The sequence below is a fragment of the Occallatibacter sp. genome (genome assembly GCF_036502485.1).
GTDB lineage: Bacteria > Acidobacteriota > Terriglobia > Terriglobales > Acidobacteriaceae > Telmatobacter.
In genome coordinates, this window is the sequence record NZ_DASXYM010000019.1 from 1 (window position 1) to 26,713 (window position 26,713).

General features: G+C 61.5%; 22 protein-coding genes. 12 read left to right on the plus strand and 10 right to left on the minus strand.

Going from position 1 to position 26,713, the window contains the following annotated elements:
• Positions 1 to 202: integrase core domain-containing protein (locus VGL22_RS03340; RefSeq protein WP_465265463.1), on the plus strand; the 202-nt coding region annotated here is incomplete at its 5' end.
• On the opposite strand, the gene VGL22_RS03345 is transcribed toward VGL22_RS03340, so the two are convergent.
• Genes VGL22_RS03345 through VGL22_RS03355 form a run of 3 tightly spaced genes read right to left on the minus strand, consistent with a single transcriptional unit; the run spans position 170 to position 2,371 of the window.
• The gene (locus tag VGL22_RS03345) at positions 170 to 610 is read right to left on the minus strand and encodes a hypothetical protein (RefSeq protein WP_465265464.1); all 441 of its coding nucleotides are present in this window, start codon (positions 608 to 610) and stop codon (positions 170 to 172) included. The two genes, VGL22_RS03340 and VGL22_RS03345, sit on opposite strands and share 33 nt — an antisense overlap.
• Complete coding sequence (locus VGL22_RS03350; protein WP_465265484.1) at positions 607 to 2,082, minus strand: chemotaxis protein CheA; 1,476 nt, start codon at positions 2,080 to 2,082, stop codon at positions 607 to 609. The genes VGL22_RS03345 and VGL22_RS03350 overlap by 4 nt, the downstream gene beginning before the upstream one ends.
• Positions 2,083 to 2,104: 22 nt before the next feature.
• Positions 2,105 to 2,371: an Hpt domain-containing protein gene (locus VGL22_RS03355; RefSeq protein ID WP_465265465.1), complete on the minus strand. Its 267-nt coding sequence runs from the start codon at positions 2,369 to 2,371 to the stop codon at positions 2,105 to 2,107.
• 163 nt (positions 2,372 to 2,534) lie between these two features.
• Between VGL22_RS03355 and VGL22_RS03360 the strand changes: the two genes are divergently transcribed.
• The 3 genes from VGL22_RS03360 to VGL22_RS03370 all read left to right on the plus strand — a co-directional run bounded on the left by VGL22_RS03360 (position 2,535) and on the right by VGL22_RS03370 (position 7,666).
• Positions 2,535 to 3,812, plus strand: coding sequence for an EAL and HDOD domain-containing protein (locus tag VGL22_RS03360; RefSeq protein ID WP_465265466.1), 1,278 nt, complete (start codon positions 2,535 to 2,537; stop codon positions 3,810 to 3,812).
• 320 nt (positions 3,813 to 4,132) lie between these two features.
• Positions 4,133 to 6,367 (plus strand): Orn/Lys/Arg family decarboxylase, encoded by a 2,235-nt coding sequence (locus VGL22_RS03365; protein WP_465265467.1) that lies wholly within the window; start codon positions 4,133 to 4,135, stop codon positions 6,365 to 6,367.
• 189 nt (positions 6,368 to 6,556) lie between these two features.
• Positions 6,557 to 7,666, plus strand: a complete 1,110-nt coding sequence (locus VGL22_RS03370; RefSeq protein WP_465265468.1) for a glycosyltransferase — start codon at positions 6,557 to 6,559, stop codon at positions 7,664 to 7,666.
• A 64-nt stretch (positions 7,667 to 7,730) separates the two neighbouring features.
• Here VGL22_RS03370 and VGL22_RS03375 read toward each other — a convergent pair whose 3' ends face one another.
• The 6 genes from VGL22_RS03375 to mutS form a co-directional block, all read right to left on the minus strand.
• Positions 7,731 to 10,772, minus strand: a complete 3,042-nt coding sequence (locus VGL22_RS03375; protein ID WP_465265469.1) for a TonB-dependent receptor — start codon at positions 10,770 to 10,772, stop codon at positions 7,731 to 7,733.
• A 52-nt stretch (positions 10,773 to 10,824) separates the two neighbouring features.
• Complete coding sequence (locus VGL22_RS03380; protein WP_465265470.1) at positions 10,825 to 12,084, minus strand: hypothetical protein; 1,260 nt, start codon at positions 12,082 to 12,084, stop codon at positions 10,825 to 10,827.
• Between the two features lie 274 nt (positions 12,085 to 12,358).
• On the minus strand, positions 12,359 to 12,598 hold the full coding sequence (locus VGL22_RS03385; protein WP_465265471.1) for a hypothetical protein: 240 nt from the start codon (positions 12,596 to 12,598) through the stop codon (positions 12,359 to 12,361).
• A gap of 68 nt (positions 12,599 to 12,666) precedes the next feature.
• Positions 12,667 to 13,839 carry an anhydro-N-acetylmuramic acid kinase gene (locus VGL22_RS03390; protein WP_465265472.1) on the minus strand — a complete coding sequence of 391 codons (1,173 nt, stop codon included), beginning with the start codon at positions 13,837 to 13,839 and terminating at the stop codon, positions 12,667 to 12,669.
• Complete coding sequence (gene nagZ / locus VGL22_RS03395; protein ID WP_465265473.1) at positions 13,836 to 14,978, minus strand: beta-N-acetylhexosaminidase; 1,143 nt, start codon at positions 14,976 to 14,978, stop codon at positions 13,836 to 13,838. Before nagZ ends, VGL22_RS03390 begins: the two co-directional genes overlap by 4 nt.
• A 4-nt stretch (positions 14,979 to 14,982) precedes the next feature.
• A complete protein-coding gene (gene mutS, locus VGL22_RS03400) occupies positions 14,983 to 17,688 on the minus strand; it encodes a DNA mismatch repair protein MutS (protein ID WP_465265474.1) in 2,706 nt (901 codons plus the stop codon).
• 218 nt (positions 17,689 to 17,906) lie between these two features.
• On the opposite strand from mutS, the gene VGL22_RS03405 reads away from it, so the two are divergent.
• Positions 17,907 to 18,404, plus strand: coding sequence for a hypothetical protein (locus VGL22_RS03405; protein ID WP_465265475.1), 498 nt, complete (start codon positions 17,907 to 17,909; stop codon positions 18,402 to 18,404).
• 101 nt (positions 18,405 to 18,505) lie between these two features.
• On the plus strand, positions 18,506 to 19,102 hold the full coding sequence (locus VGL22_RS03410; RefSeq protein WP_465265476.1) for a hypothetical protein: 597 nt from the start codon (positions 18,506 to 18,508) through the stop codon (positions 19,100 to 19,102).
• Positions 19,103 to 19,151: 49 nt separating this feature from the next.
• Here the strand turns inward: VGL22_RS03410 and VGL22_RS03415 are convergent, their stop codons facing one another.
• The gene (locus VGL22_RS03415; protein WP_465265477.1) at positions 19,152 to 20,360 is read right to left on the minus strand and encodes an SGNH/GDSL hydrolase family protein; all 1,209 of its coding nucleotides are present in this window, start codon (positions 20,358 to 20,360) and stop codon (positions 19,152 to 19,154) included.
• A 181-nt stretch (positions 20,361 to 20,541) separates the two neighbouring features.
• Here VGL22_RS03415 and VGL22_RS03420 point away from each other — a divergent pair, with 181 nt between their 5' ends.
• The 6 genes from VGL22_RS03420 to lpxD all read left to right on the plus strand — a co-directional run bounded on the left by VGL22_RS03420 (position 20,542) and on the right by lpxD (position 26,507).
• The gene (locus VGL22_RS03420) at positions 20,542 to 21,378 is read left to right on the plus strand and encodes a cytochrome C assembly family protein (RefSeq protein ID WP_465265478.1); all 837 of its coding nucleotides are present in this window, start codon (positions 20,542 to 20,544) and stop codon (positions 21,376 to 21,378) included.
• A complete protein-coding gene (hemA, locus tag VGL22_RS03425; protein ID WP_465265479.1) occupies positions 21,375 to 22,763 on the plus strand; it encodes a glutamyl-tRNA reductase in 1,389 nt (462 codons plus the stop codon). The genes VGL22_RS03420 and hemA overlap by 4 nt, the downstream gene beginning before the upstream one ends.
• Positions 22,760 to 23,707: a hydroxymethylbilane synthase gene (gene hemC, locus VGL22_RS03430; RefSeq protein ID WP_465265480.1), complete on the plus strand. Its 948-nt coding sequence runs from the start codon at positions 22,760 to 22,762 to the stop codon at positions 23,705 to 23,707. The genes hemA and hemC overlap by 4 nt, the downstream gene beginning before the upstream one ends.
• The gene (locus VGL22_RS03435) at positions 23,707 to 24,471 is read left to right on the plus strand and encodes a uroporphyrinogen-III synthase (RefSeq protein WP_465265481.1); all 765 of its coding nucleotides are present in this window, start codon (positions 23,707 to 23,709) and stop codon (positions 24,469 to 24,471) included. Before hemC ends, VGL22_RS03435 begins: the two co-directional genes overlap by 1 nt.
• Before the next feature lie 62 nt (positions 24,472 to 24,533).
• Entirely contained in the window at positions 24,534 to 25,445 is a 912-nt protein-coding gene (locus VGL22_RS03440; protein ID WP_465265482.1) for a lysophospholipid acyltransferase family protein, read from the plus strand.
• 30 nt (positions 25,446 to 25,475) lie between these two features.
• Positions 25,476 to 26,507 (plus strand): UDP-3-O-(3-hydroxymyristoyl)glucosamine N-acyltransferase, encoded by a 1,032-nt coding sequence (gene lpxD / locus VGL22_RS03445; protein WP_465265483.1) that lies wholly within the window; start codon positions 25,476 to 25,478, stop codon positions 26,505 to 26,507.
• The last annotated feature ends 206 nt before the right edge of the window (positions 26,508 to 26,713 follow it).

The window sequence follows — 26,713 nt, forward strand, 5'->3', positions numbered from 1 at the left end:
GACCATCGAAAGCTGGCGGATCGATTACAACCAGGTGCGCCCACACAGCGCGTTGGGCTACCTGACACCGGAAGAATTCGCAACAGGCTATGCAAATGTGGAAAGCAAAAAGCGCTTCCCACATTCGCACAGCCTCGACGACTGCTGCGGGCTGAATTTGCAGCTAAACTCAAACCCGAGTGCTCTCACTTACCCGGACTAACCGAAGGGGGCAGCTCATCGCCGCTTCTGCCTCTTCCGTTTCCATATTGCAGATCCAGTTCCGCCTGGAACCATGCAGGAATCCCGCATTGCCGCCATTCCGCGCAATTACCCCGGCTGTCTTGTCCAGCATGTCCGCCATGCGCCCAAGTTGCAGAATCCGCATCTGCACGCACACTAATGGCGCAATCGACCTCTGCAGCGGCGTCGCCACTTGCTTCAGGTGCACGGCATGTTCGCGAAACGCCTGAGCCACCACCCCATAGCTCGCCAATTTGTTGCCGTGCTGCTTTACAAGCACCATGGCGTTGAGCGCGCGCCGGTCGATCTCGTGCAGCGACCGCTCAATGGTTCGACGGGTGTGGAAGGAGAGATCCATAATGCGCATGATGCGCTTGATATCCATCAATCGCCCCCTTCAACGGCCGAGGCCGCAACCGCGCTCAGTGCCGCCGCGTTCAGGATCAGCACGACGTTGCCGCCTCCGGAAATCGTTGCCCCTTGATAGAGATTCCGACCCGTGAAAAAATCGATCGGCTTGACCACGGAGTCCTCGTTGCCCAGGACTTCGGATACAGCGAAAAGACCCCGTTCGGTCAGAACGCCTTCCACGCTCTCAGCGCCGAGCCGCAGCGGCTTCTTTTGCAGGATTGTGCCCAGATCGACCAGCGGCAGGGTCTGCGAGCCGCTTACGCGATAGGTCGCGCGTCCGGCCAAGCGGTGCAGGCGGTCTTCTTCGATATCCGTGAGACTGTCGATCGCGGAGATGGGCAATGCGTACGTGTCCTCGCGCACCCGAACATATAGAACCGGAAGTACTGCCAGGGTCAGCGGAAACACCATGGCGACTTTTGTGCCCTCGCCAGGAACCGACTCGACCGTCAGTCGGCCGCGGAGCTTGTCAGTCGCCTCTTTTATCACATCCATGCCTACGCCGCGTCCGGAGAGGTCCGACGCCTCTTCCCGGGTGGAGAAGCCAGGGCGGAAGATCAGCTCCAGCGCATCCTGTTCCGATAGCCGTGCCGCATCATCGGGGGTGATTACGCCTTTTTGGATTGCCTTTTCGACTACCATTCGCCGATCGATCCCATTGCCATCATCGGAAACCTCGATGCGTATGCGGTCACCCAGATGGATAGCCGCAATTCTCAGGAGTCCTTCAGCAGGTTTATTGGCTTTCCTGCGAGCCGCCGGCAATTCCAGGCCATGATCGAGACTGTTACGCACGATGTGGGTGATCGGGGCGGACAGAGCATCCACCACCGTCTTGTCTATCTCCACGTCCTCGCCCACTATCTCGATTCGCACTTCCTTGTTCAGTTGCCGCGAAATGTCGCGGACCACGCGCGGCAACTGCTGCAGAAGGCGTTTGCACGGCTGCATGCGCAGGCGCATCACGGTGTTCTGCAAGTCGCTTACCCGCAGGTCCATCTCGCGCGCAATGCGGGTAATGTTTTCGTCTTCTTTGTTCAAGCTTCCCACCGCGGAGCTGAGGCGGTTTCGCAACAGAACCAGCTCGCCAACCTGGTTCATCACTGCATCCAGCCGGTTGGCATCGACGCCCATCGAGCTTTCGACTGCGTTTGAGTGCCGGGAGGCTGCGCGCGAAACAGTCGATTGCCTTGCAGGGCTGGCCGTCAACACAGGAGCGAATTCATTTTTAGGAGTCGAGCCAAGGGCGAGGGCAAGTCCCCCTGGAGACGTTTGAAGCCTTGCGGCCGGCCCATCACTGTCAGCCACGGCTCGTGTGCTGCATTCCCCGCCAATTCGTGCGGCGGTGTCACCGCATTCATCCTCTGTGCCGGCCAGCGCGCGGATCGTGCAGCCTAGGTCAGCGGGCCCCGGCCCTGGGAATCGCTCCTGCGCCAGCTCTTCAAACATGGAGCTGATCACGTCGATTCCTTCAAGAATGGCGTCTACCCTCGCCGCGGTGACGGACAGGCTCCTGGAGCAGCTTGTCCAGAAGACCTTCGAGATTGTGCGCCCAATCCACCAGGTGCTCGGCTTCGAGAAAAGCAGCGCCTCCCTTGATGGTGTGAAAGGCCCGGAAGATCGAAGCCAGCGCCTCGTCGTCGTTGGGTTCCTCTTCCAGGCGCAGCGCATCTTCCTGCGCTTTTTCGAGGAGCTCTTTTGACTCGATCAGATAGTCGTGCAGAATTTCCAGATCCATAGCGGGCACTGGACTAGGTATTGGCTGCAAAATCATTGTCGTTAGGGATGACCACGGGGGATTCTTGATGCGCAATGGGCGCGCAGGATGGCCATCCCGGGACTGCGCCGCCGAACAGTTGAAAGCGGCTTTAAGTTTTTCTGAATTTGACGATATATAGAGAATGGAGCAAGCCTCAACAAACGACCCTGCGACCGGCTCCATCGCCTCCGTTGCTTCTTCTGCTCCAACATCTCAGCCGACCCGTTATCTGGCGCGTCAGCCGATACTCAACGTCTCTGGAACGGTCGTCGCCTACGAGCTTCTGTTCAGGAGCGAAGCCGCATCTGCTTTTAGCGGACCCGGTGACATAGCCAGCTGGACCATGGTCGATAACACGTTGATTTACGGGCTGGGCAAACTGACGGCGGGTTTGCCTGCCTTTATTAATTGCACTGCCGATACTCTTTCCGGCGACATTCTCTGTATGCTGCCTGCGCCATTGACTGTAATCGAAGTCCTCGAGACCGTCGAACCATCCCAAGCAGTGATACGAGCTTGTGCCGCCTTACGCCAAAAAGGCTACAAGATTGCACTGGATGATTTTGAATACAGTTCCTCGCTCGACCCTTTGGCTCGCATCGCCGATTACATAAAAATTGATTTTCTCCGCACGCCTGCTTCTGAAAGGCGCAGGCTGATGTCGTTACTGCGCGAATTCAAGGGCACGTACCTGGCTGAGAAAGTCGAAACTCGCGAGGGTTTTGAAGAAGCCTTGAAGGAAGGGTTCAAGCTGTTTCAGGGATATTACTTTTGCAAGCCGTCCCTTCTCAAAAAGAGTGCTGTTCCTTCAAACCGACTCGTGCATTTACGGCTACTCAGTTTGCTGCACGAAATCCCCCTCGATATCAGCAAAATTTCTAAGCTGGTGGAGCGCGAGCCATCCCTTGCCTATAGACTGCTTCGATATGCGAATTCGGCCGGGCGCGGCATGCGGCAGGAGGTTACTTCGATCAAGAAGGCCTTGTTCGCAGTGGGGGACGACCTGTTCCGGCGCATGGCGACACTGGCGGTTGCGGTAGAGCTGAATTATCACTCTTCCCCGGAAGTTCTGCGCATGGCGTTAGTGCGGGCGCGGTTCTGCGAAACCGCTTCCTCTATCTGCCATTTGAATCCGACAGAGCAGTACTTGCTCGGCCTGTTTAGTCTGCTCGACGCCATGCTTCAGTTACCGATGGAGGAAGCGCTTGCGCCACTTTCGTTGGCGGATTCAGTCCGAGCCGCGCTGCTGGGCGCCAATAACAGCGAGCGATGCCCTCTCGACTGGCTTGAGAGTCATGAGCGCGGTAATTTTGCCCGGTGCGACAAACTCGCCAGAAGTCACGGATTTGCGCCCGAAATCCTCGAGCAAAGCCTCCGCGCGGCAACCCTCTGGGCAGACAAGCTGATCGAGGAAAACTAAGTGCCCGAGCGTTGCCCCTCAAAGTGGCTGCTGGCTGGATTCTTCGCTGCGGCAAAGGAAGATGTAACCGAAAATTCATACAGACGAGAGAGCGCACCTTTCGCTGCAACGGGCCAGCTTCATGTTCCGAACAATGCACGCAGGCGGTGAGTGCCGGCTTGTGCAATTCGGGGCATCTCTCCGCGATACCATAGTTCTGGCAGCAGCCGCAGGACGCGTATGCACCGCGAGAGGACATCAATCAGTAGATGAGTGAAAAGCGCTGGGTTGTGTTGATAGCAAGTGAAGTTGGCCGTACAGAATCCGTTTCTGACCGCGCTATGGAGCGCCTCGTTGAAGCCATTGGGAACGAAGGGTACGAGGTTGTCCGAACCACGTCTCCGGAAGACGGCCTCTCCCTGGTGACCTCGGATCCGAGCTATTCCGCCGTCCTGCTGGACTGGGATCTTGAAGGCCAATCGCAGTTTGAAGAACGCGCTGCGCTCGACATCATTCGCGGCGTGCGTCATCGGAACACAAAAGTTCCCATCTTCCTCATAGCCGATCGAACTCTCGTTTCTGAGCTTCCACTCGAGGTGATCAAGCAGGTCTATGAATACATCCACCTCTTCGGCGACACGCCGGCATTCATCGCCTCGCGGCTTGACACCGCCATCGAGCGCTATCACGAGCAGCTTCTACCGCCGTACTTCCGGGAGCTGCTCAAATACAACGATCAATCTGCCTACTCGTGGGACGCCCCAGGTCACATGGGCGGAGTCGCTTTCCTCAAGCATCCCATCGGGCAAGAGTTCCACCGTTTCTTCGGCGAGAATCTGCTGCGCTCGGATCTCGGCATCTCTTCGGCGCCGCTCGGCTCGTGGCTTGACCACGTCGGGCCACCGGGTGAGTCGGAGCGCAACGCAGCCCGCATCTTCGGCGCGGACTGGACCTTTTATGTTCTGGGGGGATCCAGCACCTCCAACCAGATTGTCGGGCACGGAGTCATCGCGCAGGACGATATGGTTCTGGCCGATGCGAACTGCCACAAATCCATTTGCCACGCGCTGACAGTCACGGGCGCGCGTCCGGTCTACTTTAAACCCACGCGCAACGGATACGGCATGATCGGTCTGGTGCCGCTCACGCGGTTCTCGGCGCAGTCGATTCAGGAACTCATTGCGCGCAGCCCGTTCGCAGCCGGAGCCCGTAGCCAGCAGCCCACTTATGCCGTCGTTACCAACTCGACGTACGATGGGCTCTGCTACAACGTCGACCAGGTGGTGAGCCAACTTAGCCATTCCGTCGGCCGGGTGCATTTCGACGAAGCCTGGTACGCCTACGCCAAGTTCCACCCGCTCTACCGCGGGCGCTTCGCCATGGGAGTGCCGGATGAGATGGAGAACCGGCCCACCATCTTCTCCGTGCAGTCGACACACAAGATGCTTGCCGCTTTCTCCATGGCCTCCATGATTCATGTGAAGCTCTCTGATCGAGCTCCGCTGGAGTTTGACCAGTTCAATGAATCCTTCATGATGCACGGCACCACATCGCCCTTTTACCCGCTCATCGCGTCCCTTGATGTTGCTGCTGCCATGATGGATGATCCCGCCGGCCCCACTTTGATGGACGAAACGCTTGCCGATGCCATCAGCTTCCGCCAGGCAATGAGTTCCGTGGCGCACCGCCTCCGCATGGAATCGGAGAATGGAAGCGGCTGGTTCTTCGGCCTTTACCAACCGGAGTACGTGATCGACCCGGAAACCGGCAGCAAGATTCTTTTCGAGGATGCCGAAGATGAGTTGTTGGCTACACAGCCCAGCTGTTGGACCCTGAAGCGCGGCGACGAGTGGCACGGCTACCAGGATGCCGACTCGCCCGATGACTACTGCATGCTGGATCCCGCCAAGGTCACCATCCTTACACCCGGCGTAAACGCGCAGGGCGTGATGGCAGACTGGGGTATACCCGCCGCCATCCTCACCGAGTTCCTTGATTCGCGTCGCGTTGAGATCGCGCGTACCGGCGACTACACGGTTCTGGTGCTGTTTTCCGTGGGAACGTCGAAAGGGAAGTGGGGCAGCCTGCTGGAGAATCTGTTCGAATTCAAGCGCCTCTACGACTCCGAAGCGTCCCTCGAAGAAGCCCTCCCCGAACTGGTGCAGCGGTTCCCCTCTCGCTATCGCTATCTATCGCTCAAAGATCTTTCCGAGGAAATGCATAAGGCGATGATCGAGCTCAATCTCGCCGGCCTGGTCAACGCTGCCTGTGACGAGGATTTTGACCCCGTTCTCACGCCCTGGCAGACTTACCAGAAGCTCGTCCGTCAGGAAACAGAGCGTCTCCCCTTCCGCCAGATGGCCGGGCGCGTCGCAGCCGCAATGCTGGTACCTTATCCCCCCGGGATTCCGATGTCCATGCCGGGCGAGCGCCTTGGCAGCCCCGAGTCGCCGGTCATCAAGCTGATTCTCGCCATGGAAGACTTCGGCAAGCGTTTCCCTGGATTCGAACGCGAAGTACACGGCATTGAGGTTGACAGCAGTGGCAATTACTGGATGCGCGCAGTCGTCGAATAGCCGGAAAATCACGGTGCGATGAACCCGGGATGATTCAGCCATCCGGCGCAAGCGCTCCCGACGTACCGCACCACGAAACTCCGCATTTTCCTGCCCGGTGCGCCAAAACATGGATGACGTGCGACACAGCACTCGCGCAATCACGTCTCTAACCTGAACGGAACGCCTCTGCTGGGGAGGTGTTTTCAAATGCGCATTCTCTACATGCTCAACACGCTCGGCATCGGCGGTGCCGAGCGACTCGTGGTCGCCATCGCCGAGCGTATGGATGCGCGCGGACATACCGTCGGCATCGCCACGCTTCAGAATCAAAGGGGCGATGAGTGGGCCACCCCGCTTGACGTAGTCCGCCTTGGAATCGACAAGCATCCTTTGCGCGTCCTCGCAGGATTCAGGAGGGGCCTGCGCATCCTGCACGAATTTGGGCCCCACATCCTGCACAGCCACAACTTCCATGGCAATCTGCTTGCGCGCACGTTGAAGCTAGTGCACGCTTCAACCCCCGTCATCTCCACCCTTCACAACGAATACGAAGGTGGAAAAGCCCGCATGCTCGCCCTGAGGCTGACCAATCGAGCATGTGAGCAGGTTGTCGCAGTAAGCGAGGCAGTCGCGGAACGAGCGTCTCAGTTCGGAATTTTCCCCGCGACCAAATCGCGCGTCATCACCAATGGCATTGATCTCGCGGACTTCACTCCCAACACATCGCGGCGCAAAGCTTTGCGTGCAGCAGAAGGCGCAAGTGGGAACTTCATCTGGATCACTGCGGGGCGTCTGGCGCCCGCCAAGGACTACGAGAACCTTCTGCTTGCCTTTGCCCAGGTGCGCGCAACCGCGCCACTCACGCAACTCTGGATCGCCGGGGAGGGGGAACGGGAGTACTCGGACGCGCTTCGCATCCGGGCCGACCAACTCGGCCTCGCCGACCGGGTTCACTGGCTTGGCATGCGCCGCGATTTAGCAGGCCTGCTCGACGCCGCAGACGGATTTGTCCTCGGATCAGCCTGGGAAGGAATGCCCCTCGCCGTCGCTGAAGCCATGGCCATGGAGAAGCCCATTGTTGCCACCGGCGTGGGAGGCGTGAGTGAACTCGTCGATCAATGCGGCCTCGTCGTTCCGCCGCGCGACCCCAACGCGCTCGCCAGGGCCATGCTCAGCATCATTCATACGCCGGAGCGTGCCCGCGCCTTCCTCGGCCGATCGGCGCGACAGCGCATCGTCGACCACTTCAACATCGATCGCAAAGCTGACGAGTGGGAAGCGCTCTACCGCGAAATTGCAGGCCAGAGTGGGCGTTGATTGAGTGAGTGCAAAAGAAAATGGCCGAAGGGATCCCTTCGGCCATCGTGCTGGTCCCGGCAAGCTAGAACGATAAAATCGCCTGCAAAAAGACTCTCCTCACCGCGGCGCCGGAGCTGAACCCGCCACCGGCCAGCGTGGTCGACTTCAGGAACGTTGGCGAACCGATCGTGCCGTTCGGACCGCCGTAATTCACGATGTTGAACAGGTTGAGTGCCTGTGCGCTGAAGGTCAGTGTGTATTTCCGCCCTGACGGTCCGCCGCCAAACATACCCCGTGGCCCACCGCCTCCGCCACTCAGCCCTCCCGGCCCAAGACCGCCTCCTGGAGGTCCGCCGCGCCTGCCGCCTGGGCCGCCGCCTGGGCCGTGCGGTCCATCCTCCCCGCCGCCAGACCCGCCCGTCTCAGGCCCGAATCCGAACCCGCGGCTGACGCGCAAATTGAACTCCACCACGTTCGGTCCCAATCCCAAATTCGCTGGAATCCGCGGATCGGTCGCGGCGGGGTTCGCGTCCATGTTGCCCCAGGGAGTGCTCACAAGGTCATTGGCAGGTGTGCTTGAAGTCGCAAACGACGGCCTCTGATTGTAGAAGTTGTTCAGCGGATCCTCAGGCAGCGTAATGTTGAACGGCTTCCCTGATTGCACCATCATGAAAGGGTTGAAGCGCAATCCCCACGGCCCGGTGTAATTGGCCATCGTGAACAACTGGTGCCGCGACACAAACGTCGCGGGCCCGTAGTCATCGCCGATGTGATACGCGTTCGACGCGTTCGTGCCCGCCCCGCCATCGCTGTTCGCAAATCCCAGCGTGTAGAACCCCATGAGGTTTAAGTTGCGGGTCACGCGTCCGTTCACGCTCACAATCATTTGGTTCTGATCGAACACCGCCTCTGGATAGTACTGATAAACATAGCCGCCACTTGGATCCAGCGGGAATGCGCCCGTGTCGTAGTCGAACTGGTTGGCGTTTCTCGTCACCAGTTGGTGCGCCCCGAAGGAGTGCAAATAGGTGACGGTCGCGCTCGTCCCCTTCGCAATCTGCCGCTCGATGCTGGCACCCAACTGACTGGTATAGGGGGAATGGAACTTCTGTGAGATTTCGTACCGCACCGGAACAGCTGTGCTGCTGGCAGCCGCGCCGGAGCTCTGGCAGGTCGTCATGTTCAGGGTCTCAAGAGACACAGCAGTTTGATCCGTGCAGACCGGGTTGTTGAGCACAAGCTTGTCCTGCGATTGGAAATGCTGCACGTTGAGAAGGTTGCTGGTCGCAAACCGGTCATAGAACATGCCGAATCCCGCGCGCAGCACGGTCTTGGAAGGTTTGCCTTTGCCGCCGTCCAGCGCGTAGGCCATGCCGATGCGCGGAGCCCAGTCATTGTGATCCGCAACGTGGTTCTGCGATTCCCACCGCAGGCCGCCGGAGAGCGTGAACCGGTGGTTCACTTTCCAGTCGTCCTGTACGAAGAGCGCCGCGTCGAACATGTTTGCCTGTGCAGACGGCTGCCCTGTAGTGTAACTGGCCGTAATCGGCGTGTACTCGGGATGAGCAGCAATCAGCTGCGCATAGGTCTGCCCCGCCGCCAGGCCGTTCTCCATGTAGGCGTATGCGTCGGCGCCGAGTTCTTTATTGGCGTTTGTGCTTGAAAATGCAAAGGCCCCATTCTGATTCGATGTCGTGAAGTTCGCATCCAGATAGTCGCGCAGACGCGTGCCAAACTTGATTGCATGCGCGCCGTGCGAAACTGTGCTGATGTTCTGGAACTCCAGACGCGTCGCGTGATCGCGATAAGCCTGAGTCGACAGGCCGCCCGTTACAAAGTCCCCTGAAACGCTGATCGTCCTTGCCATTGAGTCGGGGAAATGGTTTTCGTTCTGCCTCTCGTACTGAGCGCGAGTTTCGTTCACAAAATGATCGTTGATCACAAATGCATCGCTCACCTGCACGGTGTGATCCGTGTTGGACTCGTGCCACGATGCTGAAGGCATCGAGCCCGCATTCAGGTTGTTGGTCTCGCCCTCCGACCAAAATCCATACCGTGCCGTCAGCGTATTGCGCGCCCCAAGCTGCCAGTCCACACGCCCTGAAATGTTGGTGCGAACGCGCTGATTCGGTACTGCCACGTTGTACGGCCCCACCGCCACATACGTGCCGTCCGCGTCCGGCAGAACCGCATTGCCAATCAACCAGCTGTTGGCGTTGCCGATATTGCGGCGCTCGCCAGCAATGAAGAACGAAGACTTCTTGCTGATAGCCCCGCTCACTGTGCCATTGAACATGTAGCTGTAGTAGCTCGGAACACTGGGCTTCACCCCGCTCTGATCATCCGTAAACACTTTGTTGGTGTTGAAGCTGCTGTCGTTGCCCATGGCGAATACCTGCCCATGCAGCTTGTCCGTGCCCGGCTTGGTGAGGATTTCAATCCGGCCGTAACCCAGCTTGTCGAACTCCGCTGAGAACGGGTTCTGATTCACGCGAATCTCGCGAATCGCGGACTTGGGTGGAAGCTGCCCGCCTGAGAATCCATCGATGAAGATCTGCCCGCCATTCGGTCCCGCCGATGGCCCCGCGAGCGCCGACAACTCATTCGCCAACTCGTCAGGATCATCGGAAAGAGCATCCAGGTCCTTGCCCTTCAACACAATCGCATTCGCGTTGCCGCTGGCTTCGGTGTTCACGGTGGGCGAGTCGTCCGTCACCACCACGTTCTGCTGCTCCACCTCAATCGCCATGGCAACATCCACGCGCTTGTTCGCGCCTGCGGCTACTGCAATCAACTGCGACTGAAACGAAGCAAAGCCCGCGAACTCGGCCTTCACCACGTAACCTCCGGCCCCTAGCCCGCGGAACTCGTAGGCACCCCCTGAATCGGCCGTCGCTGTTGCCAGAATTTTGCCTGTCGCGCTCAGAATCGACACCTTCGCGCCGGGAATCAGAGCGCCGGTCTGGTCCGTGATATGCCCGTGCAGTGTGGATGCGCTTACTGTCTGGCCTGCCGACGGAACAGCCTGCTCCTGCGTGCCCGAGCTCTGCGCGGCCGCGTTCACCGCAGCCGCCATCGCTACGGCAAGAATAAAGTGTGCAATGCAATGAAGTCGTAAATACACGTTCGCCTCTTTGATCTAGTGGTTCTTTCGTTCTCGCGTCACATCAGAAAGACTATTGGGGGTTGCCGGCTGCTGCTTCTCCGCCTCCGCCGCCGCCCACGCTCCAGTTCGAAAGCAGGTCAGTGGCCGCCGGCGCTTGCAACAGCGGTTCCACTCCGGAGATAAGCGTGATCGCATGCACGTCACTTTCTTCACCGGTAGCCACAACCATGACTGCCTGGCCTTTTTGAAGTTCAGAAAGTTTGATGGCTGGCGCCATGTTGAGGAACCTTTGTGGATCACCACCGCCCGGCGCTCCTGCACCCGCTCCGCCCGGGCCGCTTGCTCCACTCCATCGTCCGCCCGATGCGTTGCCCTGAGCATTACCTTGTCCGCCGCCGGGCGCACCATTTGGCGTCGCCGCGTTTGCAGTTCCTGCGTGGCCGCTCTCGGCCCCGCCCGGGCCATTGTTCCGCGCGCCGCCCGCCGCGTCCATGCCGGCCTGAGCGCCGCCTTTGAGACGCGCTGCTAGCGCCTGCGCCATCCGTTCAGGCAGCATCCTCATCGTCGATTCCGGTCCCGTGTGAATCGTGATCTGCTTCTTGGTTGCCAAGTCCTTGACCACCAGCGTTGACGCGCCGGTGTCCACAGCCGAAACCGTGCCTGCAATATTCAGGAACGTTCCCGACACAACCTCTTCCGCGGTCACTTCCGTTCCTTCCGCATTCTTCGTGCCGCGTGCGCGCAACTGATCGCCTGGCTTGATGGCATCCAGTCCCGCGGGCACGGCATCGGTAAATCGAACGGAATTTGGCGCATAACGCAGCAGCTTGGTCGAGCCTGAAGTCTTCACCGCGATAGTCTTAGCCGTCGGCCCCGCGCCGCTCGCAATCGTGATCTCGCCGCTGGCCGGGTCAACCTTCTTCACCAGTCCCGACGCGCCCCGCTGCCAGGCTTCGCTGTCGTGCTGATGAACCTGCGCAACATCCGCCTGCTTCATCGCTACCACCAGAGATGCAGTCGGCGAAGACACGCTCGTGTCCAGCTTGATGAGCACCCGATCGCCCACGGCAACATCGGTCAAATGAATTGCGGGCGCCGCGTTCAGGTCCTTCTCCCCTGGCGCCAGGCTCTTCAACGTCGCAGAGTCCGGCACCGCCACCTGCTGCTGCTCACCTGCGTCCGTCTTCACCGTCAATGTATTGCCGCTGATTGCGGTCACAGTACCCACCACCCGCGACACCTGCGCCTGCAGAATCGTCGGAAGGGTAGCGAACAGCGCCGCCACGGTGGCAAGTGCCGATAACTTCTTGAACGCAAACAGAATTTTCATCGCGTGCGGGTTCTCTCTCGACCGGCCGCCCTCGCGGCGGGGAATTTGCTGACAACGAGCTTCATTGGGGTAGACGAAACATGCGTGCAAAAGGTTGAACCTTGCACGAATCGTGTTTCTTTTCAGCTATTTCGAATGTACGTGGGAACCCTGAAGAAAACCTGAACGGGCATAGTCCAGTCCACTGGACCGCCTGATCACCTCCTCACCTGACGACGGCCTCACCCGATTCGCCGGTGACTGCTGCAACACAGCGAACAGCAAGCGCACGTCATCAGCAGAGCTGGTCTTCATCGTCAGATGAAGCGGGACCAAACTTGAAATTCGCATCGCGTTCCACTAATCCGTCGAACATCAACTCATTCAAATGTTCTGACTGAGCATCTGTCCCAATCCGCGGATCAAGATCCGCAGGGCTCGACTCAATCAGAAACACCACCGTATTCGGATCGCGCTTCCCATGACATCCCGCGAACAACGTCACCGGCAAAAAAGAGACATTGGCCGGGCCCACCAGTTCTCCGTGTCGCGCGACGTTTTCCCGTCGCGAGGCTGGAGATCACAAACCTCGGTCCGCGCGGATCAGACATACGTCACCTGGCCCAGCACCACTGCGCGTTTAGCCCCCGTCGCCGCGGGGACGTTCCCCGGCCTCCGGTGCCACGTCATCCACGCCAGCAGCGCGAACGCCGCGGCCTCCTTGGCCTCGGCCGGCATTCCGAAATCCTCAGTGGTGGCCAGCTTGCACCCAAGCGGCGTAAGCCGCGAAGAGAGCATCGCCATCAACGTCGCATTGCGCGCGCCGCCGCCGGACACGAGATAGTCAACACTCTGTCCGTGCATCGATGCCTGCACAAACTGCGCATAGCTGCGCACAATCGACTCCGCCGTCAACGCCGTCGCAGTTGCCAGCGCATCCTCGGCACGCCGGCTCAGCTTGCGGCATGCCTTCAACAAGTGTTCGGCATAAACCGCACCGAACTCCTCGCGCCCTGTGGTTCGCGGCGGCTTAAGCTTGAAGTACGGCGCCCTTAGCTCCGCCTCCACAACGTCCGCCAGCACCTGCCCTCGGGCCGCAATCGCGCCGTTCGCATCGAACTTCTTTCCGAACAGCTTGGCAGCCAGCCCGTCGATCACCATGTTGCCGGGCCCCGTGTCGAACGCCACAACCTCGTGCGCCGCAGCACCCGCCGGAATCGCCGTCAGGTTCGCGATGCCGCCAATGTTCTGCAGCACTCGCCCGCGCTTTGCATCCGCAAACAGCACGAAATCCAGCAGCGGCACCAGCGGCGCGCCCTGGCCCCCCGCCACCATATCGGCCGGCCTGAAGTTCGAAGCCACTGGAACTCCAAGCTCGTGCGCAATGACCGCGGCCTCGCCCGCCTGCCACGTACACGCGATACTCGCACCTGCATAGGCTGCCGCCCTCGCCTGGTGATACAGTGTCTGCCCGTGACAGCCCACCAAGTCCATGTTCGTTTCGTGCTTCTTGAGAGTCCTGCGCACGGCCCGCGCGTATTCGAGCCCCAACCGCCAGTTCAGCCGCGCCAGTTCAGCAGTCGACGTCTTCGCCGCATTCATCGCCGCCAGCACGGCCTTGCGCAGCCCGGTAGGGTAGGGAAAGCCCTCGTGAGCCAGCAACTTCAACTTCGGCCTGCCGCCGCGACCCGCCTCAATCCTCACCAGCGCAACATCGATTCCATCCGCCGACGTGCCGCTCATCACGCCTGCTACCGTCATCGTCGCCGGCTTCATACGTGTTCCGCTGGAGCCGTCGCCCGCGGCGTTACCGTGTCGCTTTCGCTCAAACTCGTCACCCGGTCGCGGAACCGGTTCACTCGCTCGCGCAGCGATTCGAACTGCTTCGCCGTAGGCGCTTTCGGAACTCCGCGGAATAACCGCGCCCGCTTGCGTTCCACTTCTGTGGCGCGCTGCAGCAGCAACCTGCGGAAACTTACAGACTTCTCCCCTTCCGCAATCAACGCCTCGAATGTACGCAGAATCAGTTCCACGCTGTGGCAAATCTCCAGCAAGTCTGACCCCACGCGGACCGCCGTCACCGCCGCTTCTTCGATGGGCATGAACTTTAGAATGCCGCCCATCTCCAGGTCATCGGTGAGGATCAGCCCGCGGTACCCAATCTGCTTCCGTAGCACCGTCTCAATCCAAAAGCGAGTTGCGCTCGCCGGCACATCGCCACTCTTCGTCTGCGGATACGCCGCGTGATTCGTCATGATCATTGGCATCTGCTTGTGCAGTTCGCGATACGGCACAAGGTCCTCGTCCCACATCTCCCGGAACGTCCGCCTAATCTCCGGCGTCACAAAATGCGTATCGCCTGCCGCGCTCCCCAATCCCGGAAAATGCTTCCCGCACCCCACCACGCCCTCGCTCGCCAACCCCGCAAGAAATTCGCGCGTAAACGCAATCACATGGGCTGGGCTTTCCGCCGGCGCCCGCGAACCCAGCACCTCCGCCGACACAGGCAGCGCCAGGTCCACCACCGGCGCCAGCGTCGTATTGAATCCGAACGCCTTCACCGCGCGCCCGATCAACACTCCGTGCTCACGCGCCAGCGTCCCGCCCTTTTTGCCGAGCCTTGCGTCGGCCCGTGCCACCGCCTGCGCCGACGGCATAGACGCCAGCGCATCGCGGAATCGGTTCACCGTCCCGCCCTCCACATCCACAAAACGCGCGCTGTGCAGGGCGCCCAATCCGGTCGCCTCATCGACCAGCGCTCGCGTCTGTTCGGGATCAGTGATGTTCCTCTTAAACAGCACCACACCCGCCGGCCGCACCAAGCGTAGCCATGCGCGCTCCAATCCCGTCAGTTCGGATCCGCCAAGACCCACAACCAGCAGGTTTCCTGCCGCCCTGCGCAGATTCTTTTCCATGTCCCTATTCTCTGCTGTCCTTCAGCTCCTGCTGCAACTCTTCCAGCAGGTTCAACGCCTGTAAGGGCGTCAGCGCATTCACATCAACCGACTCAATCCGGTCAACGATCCGTTGCGACAGCGGCGTGAAGATCGTAAGCTGCATCGGCTCAGGTTCGGTTTCGACCTGCACGCTCTGCCGTTCCTGTTTCTCATGCTGCTTTAAAATGCGCCGCGCCCGCTCGATCACCGCTGTGGGCAGCCCCGCCAGCTTGGCTACTTCGATGCCGTAACTTTTGCTCGCCGCACCCGGCTCAATCGTATGCAGAAACACAATTCCGCTCGCCGCTTCCTTCACGCCCACGCGTAGATTCCGCACCCTTGGCAGCTTGTCCGCCAGCATCGTCAGCTCGTGATAGTGGGTCGCAAACAGCGTGCGCGAGCCAGTTTCCGCATGCAGATATTCCACCGTTGCCCACGCCAGGCTCAGCCCATCGAACGTCGCCGTGCCTCGCCCCATCTCATCCAGCAGCACCAGCGATCGCCGCGTCGCCGTATTCAAAATGGTTGCCGTCTCGGTCATCTCGACCATGAAGGTTGACCGTCCGCGCGCCACGTTATCGCTCGCGCCAATGCGCGTATAGATCCGATCCGCCAGCCCCAGCCTGAGACTATCTGCCGGAACAAAGCTCCCCATCTGCGCCATCAGTACCAGCATTGCCGCCGTACGCAGATACGTGCTCTTGCCGCCCATGTTAGGCCCGGTGATCAGCAGCAGACTTGGCCCATCCTCACCGGCACTGAGAAACAGGTCGTTCGCAATGAATCTGCCTTCGCGCGTCTCTTCCATCCACTGCTCGATCATCGGATGTCGCGCTGCCACAGCTTCCAGCACCGGCTCCTCAGAAAGCCGAGGCCTCGCATACCGCCGCCCTGCCGCCAGATGCGCAAAACACGCCAGCAGATCCGCCTCCGCCACTGCCGCCGACGTACGCCGGATGCGACCTGCCGCATCCAGCACCAAACGCCGCAACTCCGCGAAAATCCGCTTCTCAATCTCAATGGAGCGGTCATGCGCCGTGAGTATCTTGGTCTCGTACTCCTTCAGTTCCGGCGTCGTAAAACGCTCCGCATTCACCAGGGTCTGCTTGCGCTCGTAGTCGGTCGGAGCCAGCGATAAGTTAGCCTTGGTTATCTCGATGTAATAGCCAAACACCGAGTTATACCGGACCTTCAGCGAACCGATCCCGGTCCTTTGCCGTTCGCGTTCCTCAATCGCCGCAATCGACTGCCGTCCAGTGGTGGAAACACTCCGTAGATCATCAAGCTCTGCATCCACCCCGGCCGCGATTGCTCCGCCGTCCGCCATGGTCAGCGGAGGCTCAGCCACCAGCGTCGCCGCTATCCGCGTCGTCACTTCCTCGAGTGCATCCAGCCGCGCCGCGATGGTCATCCACAGCGGCGCCTGCATCATCCCAATCGCCGCTCGCACTCCCGGCAGCTTCGCCAGGCTCGCGCCCAACGCGCGCACATCGCGCGGCCCCGCGGAATCGAGTGACAACCGCGCCAGCAGGCGCTCCAGGTCCATCAATCCATCAAAGGCCCGCCGCAACTCCTCGCGCCGCAGCAGATCGCCCGCAGCCTCGCCCACAGCCTCGTACCGCGGTTCGATCGCCCCTGCATCCACCAGTGGCCGCAGAATCGTCCCCCGCAGCAGCCGCTTGCCCATCGGCGTGCAGCACGCATCCAGCGTGTGGAACAGCGTCGCCCGTGCATCCTGTCCCTGAAACAGCGGCTCCACCAGTTCGAGATTCCGCACCGTCACCTGGTCCAGTTCCAGCGCCGTCGAGTGCTCCTGGAACCGCAGGGAATCAACATGCAGCGCCTCGTTCTTCTGCGTCGTCCGCACATAGTGCAGTACCGCGCCCGCAGCGATGGCCGCCGCGTCATGCCCCACCAGCCCGAAACCCTCCAGCGACCGCACCTTCAGTTGGCGCTCCACCAGCGGCGCGGCAAAGTCGTGCGTCCAGACCCAATCCTCAACACGCGTTCGCGCCGCCAGGCGATCCAGCCCCGCAGGCACCTCCGCGCTCGCAGGCAGCAGCACCTCGCTCGCGCCCGCCATCAGAATCGCGTCAACCGCCTGGGCGCGCGCGGCCGGCCCCGCAAACTCCGCCGTGCGAAAATCCCCCGTCGACACATCCAGCAGCGCGATCCCGCAAACTACCTGGATCCCCGCTTGACTGACCAGTTGACTCGGGTACCCCACCCTCGCGGTGTCTTTGTTCTTGCCGCCAGAGGGGGACGCCGCCGGCCTCTCCCAGAACGCCGCCAGAAAATTGTTCTGCTCCTGCCCCAGCGCCGCATCCAGCGCCGTACCCGGTGACAACACCTTGATCACTTCGCGGCGCACGATCTTCTTGGTGAGCTTCGGGTCCTCCATCTGCTCGCAGATGGCGATCCGGAAACCCCGCCTCAGCAGTCGGGTCAGGTACCCTTCCACCGAGTGATATGGCACCCCGCACATCGGCACCTGCCGCTCGCGGTCGCGCGCCGTCAGCGTCAACTGCAACTCGCGGCTGGCCACCACCGCATCGTCATAAAACAGTTCGTAGAAATCCCCCATGCGGAAGAACAGCAGCGCATCGGGATTCTCCCTCTTGGCGCCCGTCCACTGCCGCATAAAAGGAGTGAGCTCCGTCGCCTTTGCAGAGTCGCCACTAACTGGCATCTCCGCTTCTGGACCAGGGGGAGTCAGCGCGGAAGCCTCGGATTGAACCTCGTCCTTGATCACGGTGCTTTCAGCTTATCGCGGCCCTGCTCGTCGAAAAGCCGAAACCCCGCCCCGCCTGTGGACAACCCGTCCCGAATCGCGCCTGGCGCCCGCGATACAATTGCCGCGACTCAAACCAGCAGCGTCTTGCAGCTTCATCATTCGGGAGAACACTCATGAGATTCCGTTTCGGCCCGCAGCTTGTCGTGCTCGTGCTCATTCTTATTGCGGTCCCCTCCTGGGCTAAGGGCCCCAAGCCGGTCAGCGCCAAGCGCTTTGAATCCGCCGCGCAGGCCGCACTCGAAGCGATGAAGAAGCGCGCCGCCGAACTCAACATCCAAGGCGTCGCCGTCGTCTCCTTCGCCCCCGGTGACACCATTCAGAACTGGTCCTCACAGATGGCCGTCGTCGGCCACATGACCGACCACACCAATGGCGACAAGGGAAACAATCTTCTCGGCATCGCCTACGCCAAAGCCTCGGAGATGGCCAACACACTCAAGGACAGCGGCACCTCCGGCCGCACTCCCATGACCGGCGAATTCGGCTGGCAGGGAGGAGTCACAACGCGGATCCCAGGTGGAGCCATCATCGTGGCCTTCAGTGGAGGCAAATCTGAAGACGACGTCGAAGTCTCCAAGGCCGGGCTCGCCATTCTCAAGGCACGCCTCTGACTCGCCGCGCACCCTTGACGCGCAGCCCGGAGCTACGCAATAGTTTCGTCAAAACCAGCTGAACGGCTTTGTCTAATTGAAACCGTATGAGACCTTCCGCCATGTTCCCTGCGAACAAGATCAGACTCAGCCTTGGCCTGCTCGTCACAGCCGGAGCCATCCTTTCCCTTGGCCCTCGCCTAAACTCCCAGGCTGCGCCTCTTGATAAGATCCAGCGCAGCGTCGACCTGATCAGGCAGATCCTGGACAAAGACGGTCTCTACACCCGTACGACCACCTCGGGCACCCAGTACAAATCTGTTACGGAGAGGAAATTCACGCTGAAAGAGGCCAAGGGGTGTCAGCTGATCGTCACCTCTGACGTCCACACGCATACCGACATGCCGGCTCAGCACCGAGTGGTGGACCGTAAATGGACTGATATCTACCGACCCGATTTCTCCTCGCTGGATCCCGCCAGCGTTTTCGAATCGGAACCCCAGCCGCCGCAGCCCAATTGGGAGGCCAAAGGCTACCTCGTTCGGATCCCCGTCGAAGTCGGCAAAGCCCTCATTCCCGCTTCCACAGTCAACAACGAAACCAACGAGGAGCACGGCCTCCCCGGTCTTCCCAACCTCGCGGTCTATGTCACCACGCGCGAGCAGGCTGACCGCCTGGCCAAACCGTTCACCGGGGTAGCAACCGCCTGCCACGCCTGAAAGTAAAGGCAAACCGGGCCGGCTCGTCCACTCGGCCCGCCTCGGCCCCTTATCGAAACAGCTTCAGATCTACCCCTTCGCCCATCGCCTTATACCCCGCGTCATTCGGGTGCAGGTGATCGCCTGAATCGTACAGAGGATTGAACCGGTTCGGGTTCTGCGGATCGCGCGTGATCTGATCGAAGTCAATTACGCCGTCAAACGTTCCGCTGGTGCGGATCCACTGGTTGACCTCCTCGCGAATCTGCTCGCCCTTGTCCGAGAAATATCCCGCACCTCCATACGGCGTCAGCGTCGCTCCGTACACCTTCAGCCCGTGCAGATGACCCCTGTCCGCAATCTGTTTCAGCCCCAGTTCCATTTCCTGCGTGGTGATCTCGTCCTCCGGGCCCTGCAGCCGCTGCAGCCGCCCGATGTCATTGATCCCCTCCAGGATGACCAGGTACTTCGCCCCGTTCTGCGCCAGCACATCGCGATCGAGCCTGGTCACTGCCGATGGTCCATACCCTTCATTCAGCACGCGATTCCCGCCAATCCCCTCGTTCAATACCGATACGTGCTGCGTCCCATGCTCCTGGCTGAGCCGCGACGCCAGCACGTCCGGCCAGCGCCGGTTGGCATTCACTGTCGACAGCGCGCCGTCCGTAATCGAATCCCCAAGCGTCACCACGGCTCGTGATCCTTCCTCCGCAGCCACGTCCACGCCGCTGATGAAGTACCATGCGGTCAGCGTCACAGGGGAGGGAAGCGTTGGCGCATCGGCTACGTCCCCATGCGCCATCCAGTTCTCCTGGTCCGCGAAGCCGTGAAACGTTTCCGCCCGCATCACCTGAGCCGGTACATGAAAGCTGATCGCTAGATCCGACAGCGGAGCCGTCGCAAGGTTCACAGCGTCCGAATAGATCGTTGCCCCCGGAGCGATCCGCACGCTCGCTGCGCTCCCAAACGTTACCGCATGATCGGTTCCATCCTTGATTCCGCCCGCGCCCGTGCTCACCGCAACATGCGCATCGTTGATGGTCAGCGGATCTTTCCCGAACTCGTTGGTGAAGCGAACTCTCACGCTGGGGCCCCCGGCCGAGATGTGCACCACCTCGCGCAGCGTCGAGTCCGCAAACACCTTCACCGCAAACCCGCCCTCCGCTCCCATGGCCGACGTGGCCCAGGTCCCCACCCATTTCTGCGAAGCCGTCTGCCCGTGACCGGCCGCAATCCCCACCAGCAAAGCCACACCAACACCGCACCAGCGCTTCAGCATCCTCTTCGTCCTCCTATGGATCAATCACATGACACGCTATTTAACAGCGAGGATCAGCATAACGGCTCTCCCGTTCCCAACAAAATCGGAGCCCCTCCTGACCGTCGTGAGACCCCTTCTTTCCACGGGTGATTTGGATCACAGGTATACTGGGGAGTGACAGCTTAACGTAAACAACAGAATGGTTTTGCTTTGGCTCAGAGTGGCGGCGATTCTCTACGCGGGAGCGAGCATCGCCATCTTCCCCGCTGTCCTCCATAACCGGGAGCGCTGGAAGAGCGCAGCCGTCCATCTTGGCGGTCTCGCCTTCTTTTTTCACTTCGTTTCTGTAGTCGAAATGCTCGCCCTCGCGCACCGCTGGGTGCCGGTCGGCGTTCGCGAAGCCGAATCCCTCCTTGGCCTGATCGTCGCGGGAATCTTCTTCCTTGTCTGGTGGCTCTACAAGGCCATGTCCCTCGGCATCTTCGCCCTGCCGGTCACCTTCTTCGTTGTTTTTATCCCCGCCCTCGGGGTCGAGAAGTACGTTTTCCCGTCCTATGGCGTCCGCCTGAGCTGGCTCATCGCCCACGTGGTGGCCCTCATGGCCGCCTATGCTGCCCTCGGATTCAGCATCGTGGCCTCCGGCATGTATCTGCTCCAGGAGCGGCGGATCAAGGCCAAGCTCAAGCCGGGCACAACGGATGGCCGCACCTCGCTCGAGTGGCTACCGCCCCTCGACACGCTTGAGCGCGTAGCCCACGCCACCCTCCTCTTCGGGTTCCCCTGCATGACCGTCGGGCTGGTCATCGGCTCCGTTCTGGTGCAGGAGACCGACCTCGGCCCCGCCTACTTCCGCGACCCTAAAATCCTCGCCTCCTTCATCATGTGGGCCTCTTATGTGCTGCTGCTCTTCTGGCGCAGCCGCTCGGGTCTCCGCGGCCGCAAAGCCGCTTATCTCTCCGGTGCCGTGTTTCTGGTCATGCTCGCCGTCTGGGCCGCCAACCAGTTCAGCCAGGTCCACAGGTTCGGTGCGCCATGACCTACACCGTCCTGGGCGTCAATCACAAAACCGCTCCCATCGAGGTCCGCGAGCGTATCGCCATCAGCCGTGACGAATTGCCCGAAGTGACCCGCGCTCTAGCCGCTACCCCCGGCGTCGCCGAGTGCATGATCGTCTCCACCTGCAACCGCGTGGAACTCATCGCCGCTACCGATTCGGCCGACATCGACCTCTCCGCGTTCCTGTGCAACCAGTTCGGCCTTGATCCCTCCGTGCTCGCCGGACACATCTACCAGCATCACGATCTGCAGGCTGTCCGGCACCTTTTCCGGGTCGCCTCCAGCCTCGACTCGATGGTTGTTGGCGAGTCCCAGATCCTCGGCCAGGTTAAAGAAGCCTTCGCCACCGCCCGCACCGCTGGCACAGTCGGCGGCGAGCTCGAACACCTTCTGCAAGGCGCCTTCTCCGCCGCCAAAAAAGTCCGCACTGAAACCGAAATCGGGTCCAACTCCGTCTCCATCGCCTCGGTCGCGGTAGAGCTGGCACGCAAAATCTTTGGCTCGCTCAACGGCCGCACCGTCTTCCTGGTCGGCGCAGGCAAAATGAGTGAGCTGGCCGCCCGCCACCTCGTGCAGCAGGGCGCCGGGACCATCCTCGTCACCAACCGGACCATGGAGCGCGCCAAGCGCATGGCTGAGTCCTTCAATGGCCAGGTCATTCCCTTCGAGAAGCTCTACGACTACGCCGCCGAAGCCGACATCATCATCACCTCCACCGGCGCGCCGCACCACATTTTCCGCCGCGAGCACGGGCAGGCCTTCCTGCACAAACGCCGCAATCGGCCCATGTTCTTCATCGATATCGCCGTCCCCCGTGACGTCGACCCGGCGATGAACAAGGTGGAAGGGCTTTTTGTCTACGACATCGACGACCTGCAGCAGGTGGCCGCCGCGCACATCGCCGAGCGCCGGAGCGTCGCCGCCGGTGCCGAGGTCCTCGTCGAGGGCGAAGTCGAGCGGTTCCACCAGCGCCTCCGCACCGTCAATGTCGCTCCCGCCATCGTTGCCCTCCAACGCCAGGCCGAAGAGCTCCGCCAGACCGAGCTGCGGCGCATCCAGTCGCGCCTCGGCTCTCTCACGCCCGATCAGGCCGCTGCCGTTGAAGCCCTCACTCGCGGCCTGGTCAACAAATTCCTGCACCCGCCGATGCAGGCACTCAAACAGGCCGCGCGCGAAAACGACGCCGTCCGCCTTGACGCCCTCTGCGAAACATATTCGCTGCCCGGCTCCAACGCTGAAACCAATGCTGAAGGCCCCGGCCCCGGCCCCGCTCCCGCAGCCTCTGATCCAGTTCAACCAACCAAACCAACCTCCCCGGACGCCCCCGCGCCGGAAAGACAAACCAGCGTGGCAGGTCGCCGATGAACTTACGCATAGGAAGCCGTGGCTCCCAACTCGCCCTGTGGCAGGCCAATCACATCAAAGCGCTCCTCGAGGGTGAAGGCCACACCGTCGAAATCGAAATCATCAAGACCACCGGCGATCGCCTGCAGGAAGTAACCTTTGCGCAAGTAGGCTCCAAAGGCATGTTCACCAAGGAGATTGAGGACGCGCTGGCTGAAGGCCGCGTCCACCTGGCCGTGCACTCGCTCAAGGACCTCCCTACGGAACTCCCCGAGCCGTTCGCCCTGGCCGCCACGCCGCCCCGCGTGGACCCGCGCGATGTCCTGGTCTCGGCAAAGTACGCCAGCCTTGCCGCGCTGCCCCAGGGCGCCGTCGTGGGCACCAGCAGCCAACGACGCCGCGCCCAGCTCAAAGCGCTGCGCCCCGATATTCAGGCCGTCGAATTCCGCGGCAATGTCGACACGCGCCTCCGCAAACTTGGCGAGGGTCAGGTCGACGCCATCCTCCTCGCTGCCGCCGGCCTTGACCGCCTCGACAAAACGGAATGGGTCCGCGAGCGCCTCAAGCCGGAAGATTTTTGCCCCGCCGCCGGACAGGGCTCGCTCGGCATCGAAACCCGCAAGGACGACCACGCCACCATTGCCGCGCTCGAGTTCCTCGATGACGCGCCCACCCGGTTCGCGGTTACGGCCGAACGCGCCGCCCTCGCCGCGCTCGGCGGAGGCTGCCAGGTGCCCATCGGCATTCACTGCCGCATGCAGTCGGTCCGGGTCGGCCTCGCTGAAATATTCGGGGTCGTCGCTGATCCCGCTACAGGCAGGACCATTCGCATTCACGACACCGCCCCCCGCCAGCACACGGATCCTGGATGCTTCGGCCTCCGCGCCGCCGAAAAGCTCCTCGCCTCCGGCGCACGCGACCTTCTCTCACTGGCCACATCTCCCGCTCCCGGCGCCGCCGACTGATGAGCCTGCCGCTGGAAGGCCGCCGCATCCTCGTCACCCGCGCGCGGCATCAAGCGGGCAAACTCAGCGAGGGCCTTCGCGCCCTGGGCGCCGAGCCCGTCGAAGTGCCCGTTCTCGAAATCCAGCCGCCCGTCTCCTACGATCCCCTCGATACCGCCCTTCGCAATATTACTTCGTACGACTGGCTGATCCTCACCAGCGCCAACACCGTCCGCGTGTTGCATGAGCGAGCGGGGATCCTCGGAACCTCTCTGCACGGCCCGAAATTCGCTGTGATTGGCCCCGCTACCGGCGCGGAAGCAGAAAAACTGGGCTGCACTATCCGACTGACGGCTAAGGGATATATCGCCGAAGAACTCGCAGCCGCACTTGCCCCTCACATACTCGGCAAGCGCATCCTCCTCGCACGCGCCGCCATTGCCCGCGACATCATCCCCGATATGCTCGGCCAACACGGCGCCACGATCGACGTCGTCGACGCCTACAGAAACGGCGTTCCCGCCGATGCTGCTGACCTGCTCCGCCAGGCCACGGCTCAGCTCCTAGATGCCGCTTGCTTTACCAGCTCCTCCACGGCCACGCACCTGAGCCAAGCCGCGGCTGAAGCCGGTATCGCATTCCCTTTGCCGGAGGTGAAGGCGGTCTCCATAGGGCCGATCACCACTCAGACACTTCGCGAACTGGACTGGCCCCCCGCAGCCGAAGCCGATCCCCACGATGTTGCAGGGCTGATCGCCGCTGTGGCTCGTCTGCTGAACCGCTAGCCAGAGCCCTGCCGCCTCCGGGGTCCCCTGCCTTCAGCACCAATTACACTTGAACTTTGCTCATGCAGGAGAAGATCGAGTACTGGCTGGTCACAGCCGTGGCGCGTACCCTGGGCCGTCTGCCCCGCGGCCTGGCCCGCCTCCTCGTCCGCGTCCTCACCCTGGCCTGCTATCTCGGCCTGACCCGCCTCCGCCGCACCGGCCAGCGCAACCTCGAGCTCGCCGTTCCCGAACTCCCCCTGACCGAGCGCAACGGTATCTTGCGCCACGTCTTCCGCAACCTCGGCTGGCAACTGGTTGAGTTCTGCCGCTTGCCCCGCTACACACCGGCCAACACCCGCAACTGGATCCGCACCGAAGGCCTTGACCATTACCTGGCCGCCCAGGCCCGCGGCAAAGGCGTCCTCATCCTCACCGGCCACCTCGGCGCCTGGGAGCTCTCCAGCTTCTACCACTCCCTCATGGGCCACCCCATGGGCATGGTCATCCGCCGCCTCGACAACCGCCTCCTCGATGAGTACGTGAACGGAATTCGCTGCCTCCACGGAAACCGCGTCCTCCATAAAGACGACTTCGCCCGCGGCCTTCTCACCGCCATGCGCGCAGGCCAGTCTGTCGGCATCCTCATGGATACCAACATGACCCCGCCGCAGGGCGTCTTCGTCAACTTCTTCGGCATTCCGGCGTGCACCGCCTCCGGCCTCGCCCGCGTCGCTCTCAAAACCGGAGCCGCCGTCCTCCCCGGCTTCTGCTTATGGGAAGAGAGACTGCAGCAGTACGTCCTCCACTTCGGCCCCGAAATCACTCTCGCCCGCAGTGCCGATGACGACGATGACCGCGAGTCTGAGATTCGCGCCCTCACGCAGATGTGCAACAACGTCCTCGAATCGTGGATCCGGCGCTACCCCGATCAATGGCTCTGGATCCATCGCCGCTGGAAAACGCGCCCTGCCGGCGAACCCAGCCTCTACTGACCGCACATCCTGAGTACCATGGAGAAGACCATGAAACTCAGCGACCTCCTCGAACGCCTCGGCGGCAACGTCGCGCAGGGCAGCCTCGACCACCGCCTCCGCGGCGTCAACTCGGTGGCTCAGGCCACCTCTGCCGACATTGTCTTCGCGGAGGACGCCGCTTCTGCTGAAGGAGCCCTCGCCTCCCAAGCCGGAGTCGTCATTCTCCGCAAAGATCTCGTGGCCTCTTACCCGGCCGCCAAGTGCGTTGTCGAAACCGCGCAGCCACGCCTTTGGTTCGCCCGCGCGGCCAAGCTCCTCAAGCCCGCGCTCCCTATCGGCGGTATTCATCCCAGCGCGGTGATAGGGGCCAACGTCAAGCTCGGCGAAGACGTCACCATCGGCCCGTGTGCCGTGGTTGAAGACAACGCCCGCATAGGCGCCCGCACCCGCATCGAAGCCGGAGCTGTCATCGGACGGGGCGTCCGCATCGGCGACTACTGCCAGATCTATCCCCGCGCAGTGCTCTATGCCGGCACCACCCTTGGCAACTGGATTGTGGTTCATGCCGGCGCGGTCCTCGGCGGCGACGGCTTCGGGTACGTCCGCAACCCTGCCAACGGGGCCTACACGCAGTTTCCGCAGCAGGGCACGCTGGTGATTGAAGATGAAGTCGAGATCGGCGCCAATTCCACCATCGATCGCGGCGCCCTCGCAGAAACCCGTATCCGCCGCGGCGTCAAGATCGACAACCTCGTGCACATCGGCCACAACTGCGACATTGGGGAAGACGTGATCCTCGTCGCTCTCACCGGCATCTCCGGCTCCAGCACCATCGGCAAGGCCGCCGTTCTTGCGGGCCAGGTCGGCATCGGCGACCACGCTCATGTCGCCCCGGGAGTGATTCTGGGCGGACAATCCGGCGTGTTCAACGGTAAGACCGCCTCCGCCGAGCCAGGGACCGTTCTCTACGGCACCCCGGCGCGCCCCCTCAAGCAGGTCCTCCGCGAACAGGCCGTGCTCGCCCGCCTGGCCAAATCCCGTGCGTCCCACAGAACGCGGGGAGAAGAGCAAGCGGAATAGTCCTGGTGCGACTGCCTGACTACCTGATCAGCGTGCCACCTGATCACTTGCCACCTGATCACTTACCCCTCACCGTTCCACTGTCCTAAATCGAGACACAGTCCCGTACCTTCGTCATTAAAGTCTCCCCGCGTCTCGCCGATGACCCAATTACCGCGAAGGGAGGACTTATGGATATCGGTCCGGTCAACTCGATCCGCCCGGTT

What these genes read in the sequence shown, in the direction of transcription:
- VGL22_RS03410 (WP_465265476.1), top strand. Translation starts at nt 18,506, where the DNA reads ATGTTCCCTGCGAACAAGATCAGACTCAGCCTTGGCCTGCTCGTCACA.
- VGL22_RS03440 (WP_465265482.1), top strand. Translation starts at nt 24,534, where the DNA reads ATGCAGGAGAAGATCGAGTACTGGCTGGTCACAGCCGTGGCGCGTACC.
- VGL22_RS03380 (WP_465265470.1), bottom strand. Translation starts at nt 12,084, where the DNA reads ATGAAAATTCTGTTTGCGTTCAAGAAGTTATCGGCACTTGCCACCGTG.
- VGL22_RS03405 (WP_465265475.1), top strand. Translation starts at nt 17,907, where the DNA reads ATGAGATTCCGTTTCGGCCCGCAGCTTGTCGTGCTCGTGCTCATTCTT.
- VGL22_RS03360 (WP_465265466.1), top strand. Translation starts at nt 2,535, where the DNA reads ATGGAGCAAGCCTCAACAAACGACCCTGCGACCGGCTCCATCGCCTCC.
- hemC (WP_465265480.1), top strand. Translation starts at nt 22,760, where the DNA reads ATGAACTTACGCATAGGAAGCCGTGGCTCCCAACTCGCCCTGTGGCAG.
- lpxD (WP_465265483.1), top strand. Translation starts at nt 25,476, where the DNA reads ATGAAACTCAGCGACCTCCTCGAACGCCTCGGCGGCAACGTCGCGCAG.
- VGL22_RS03370 (WP_465265468.1), top strand. Translation starts at nt 6,557, where the DNA reads ATGCGCATTCTCTACATGCTCAACACGCTCGGCATCGGCGGTGCCGAG.
- VGL22_RS03365 (WP_465265467.1), top strand. Translation starts at nt 4,133, where the DNA reads ATGGAGCGCCTCGTTGAAGCCATTGGGAACGAAGGGTACGAGGTTGTC.
- VGL22_RS03350 (WP_465265484.1), bottom strand. Translation starts at nt 2,082, where the DNA reads ATGTTTGAAGAGCTGGCGCAGGAGCGATTCCCAGGGCCGGGGCCCGCT.
- VGL22_RS03415 (WP_465265477.1), bottom strand. Translation starts at nt 20,360, where the DNA reads ATGCTGAAGCGCTGGTGCGGTGTTGGTGTGGCTTTGCTGGTGGGGATT.
- mutS (WP_465265474.1), bottom strand. Translation starts at nt 17,688, where the DNA reads ATGCCAGTTAGTGGCGACTCTGCAAAGGCGACGGAGCTCACTCCTTTT.
- VGL22_RS03390 (WP_465265472.1), bottom strand. Translation starts at nt 13,839, where the DNA reads ATGAAGCCGGCGACGATGACGGTAGCAGGCGTGATGAGCGGCACGTCG.
- VGL22_RS03420 (WP_465265478.1), top strand. Translation starts at nt 20,542, where the DNA reads ATGGTTTTGCTTTGGCTCAGAGTGGCGGCGATTCTCTACGCGGGAGCG.
- VGL22_RS03435 (WP_465265481.1), top strand. Translation starts at nt 23,707, where the DNA reads ATGAGCCTGCCGCTGGAAGGCCGCCGCATCCTCGTCACCCGCGCGCGG.
- nagZ (WP_465265473.1), bottom strand. Translation starts at nt 14,978, where the DNA reads ATGGAAAAGAATCTGCGCAGGGCGGCAGGAAACCTGCTGGTTGTGGGT.
- VGL22_RS03355 (WP_465265465.1), bottom strand. Translation starts at nt 2,371, where the DNA reads ATGGATCTGGAAATTCTGCACGACTATCTGATCGAGTCAAAAGAGCTC.
- hemA (WP_465265479.1), top strand. Translation starts at nt 21,375, where the DNA reads ATGACCTACACCGTCCTGGGCGTCAATCACAAAACCGCTCCCATCGAG.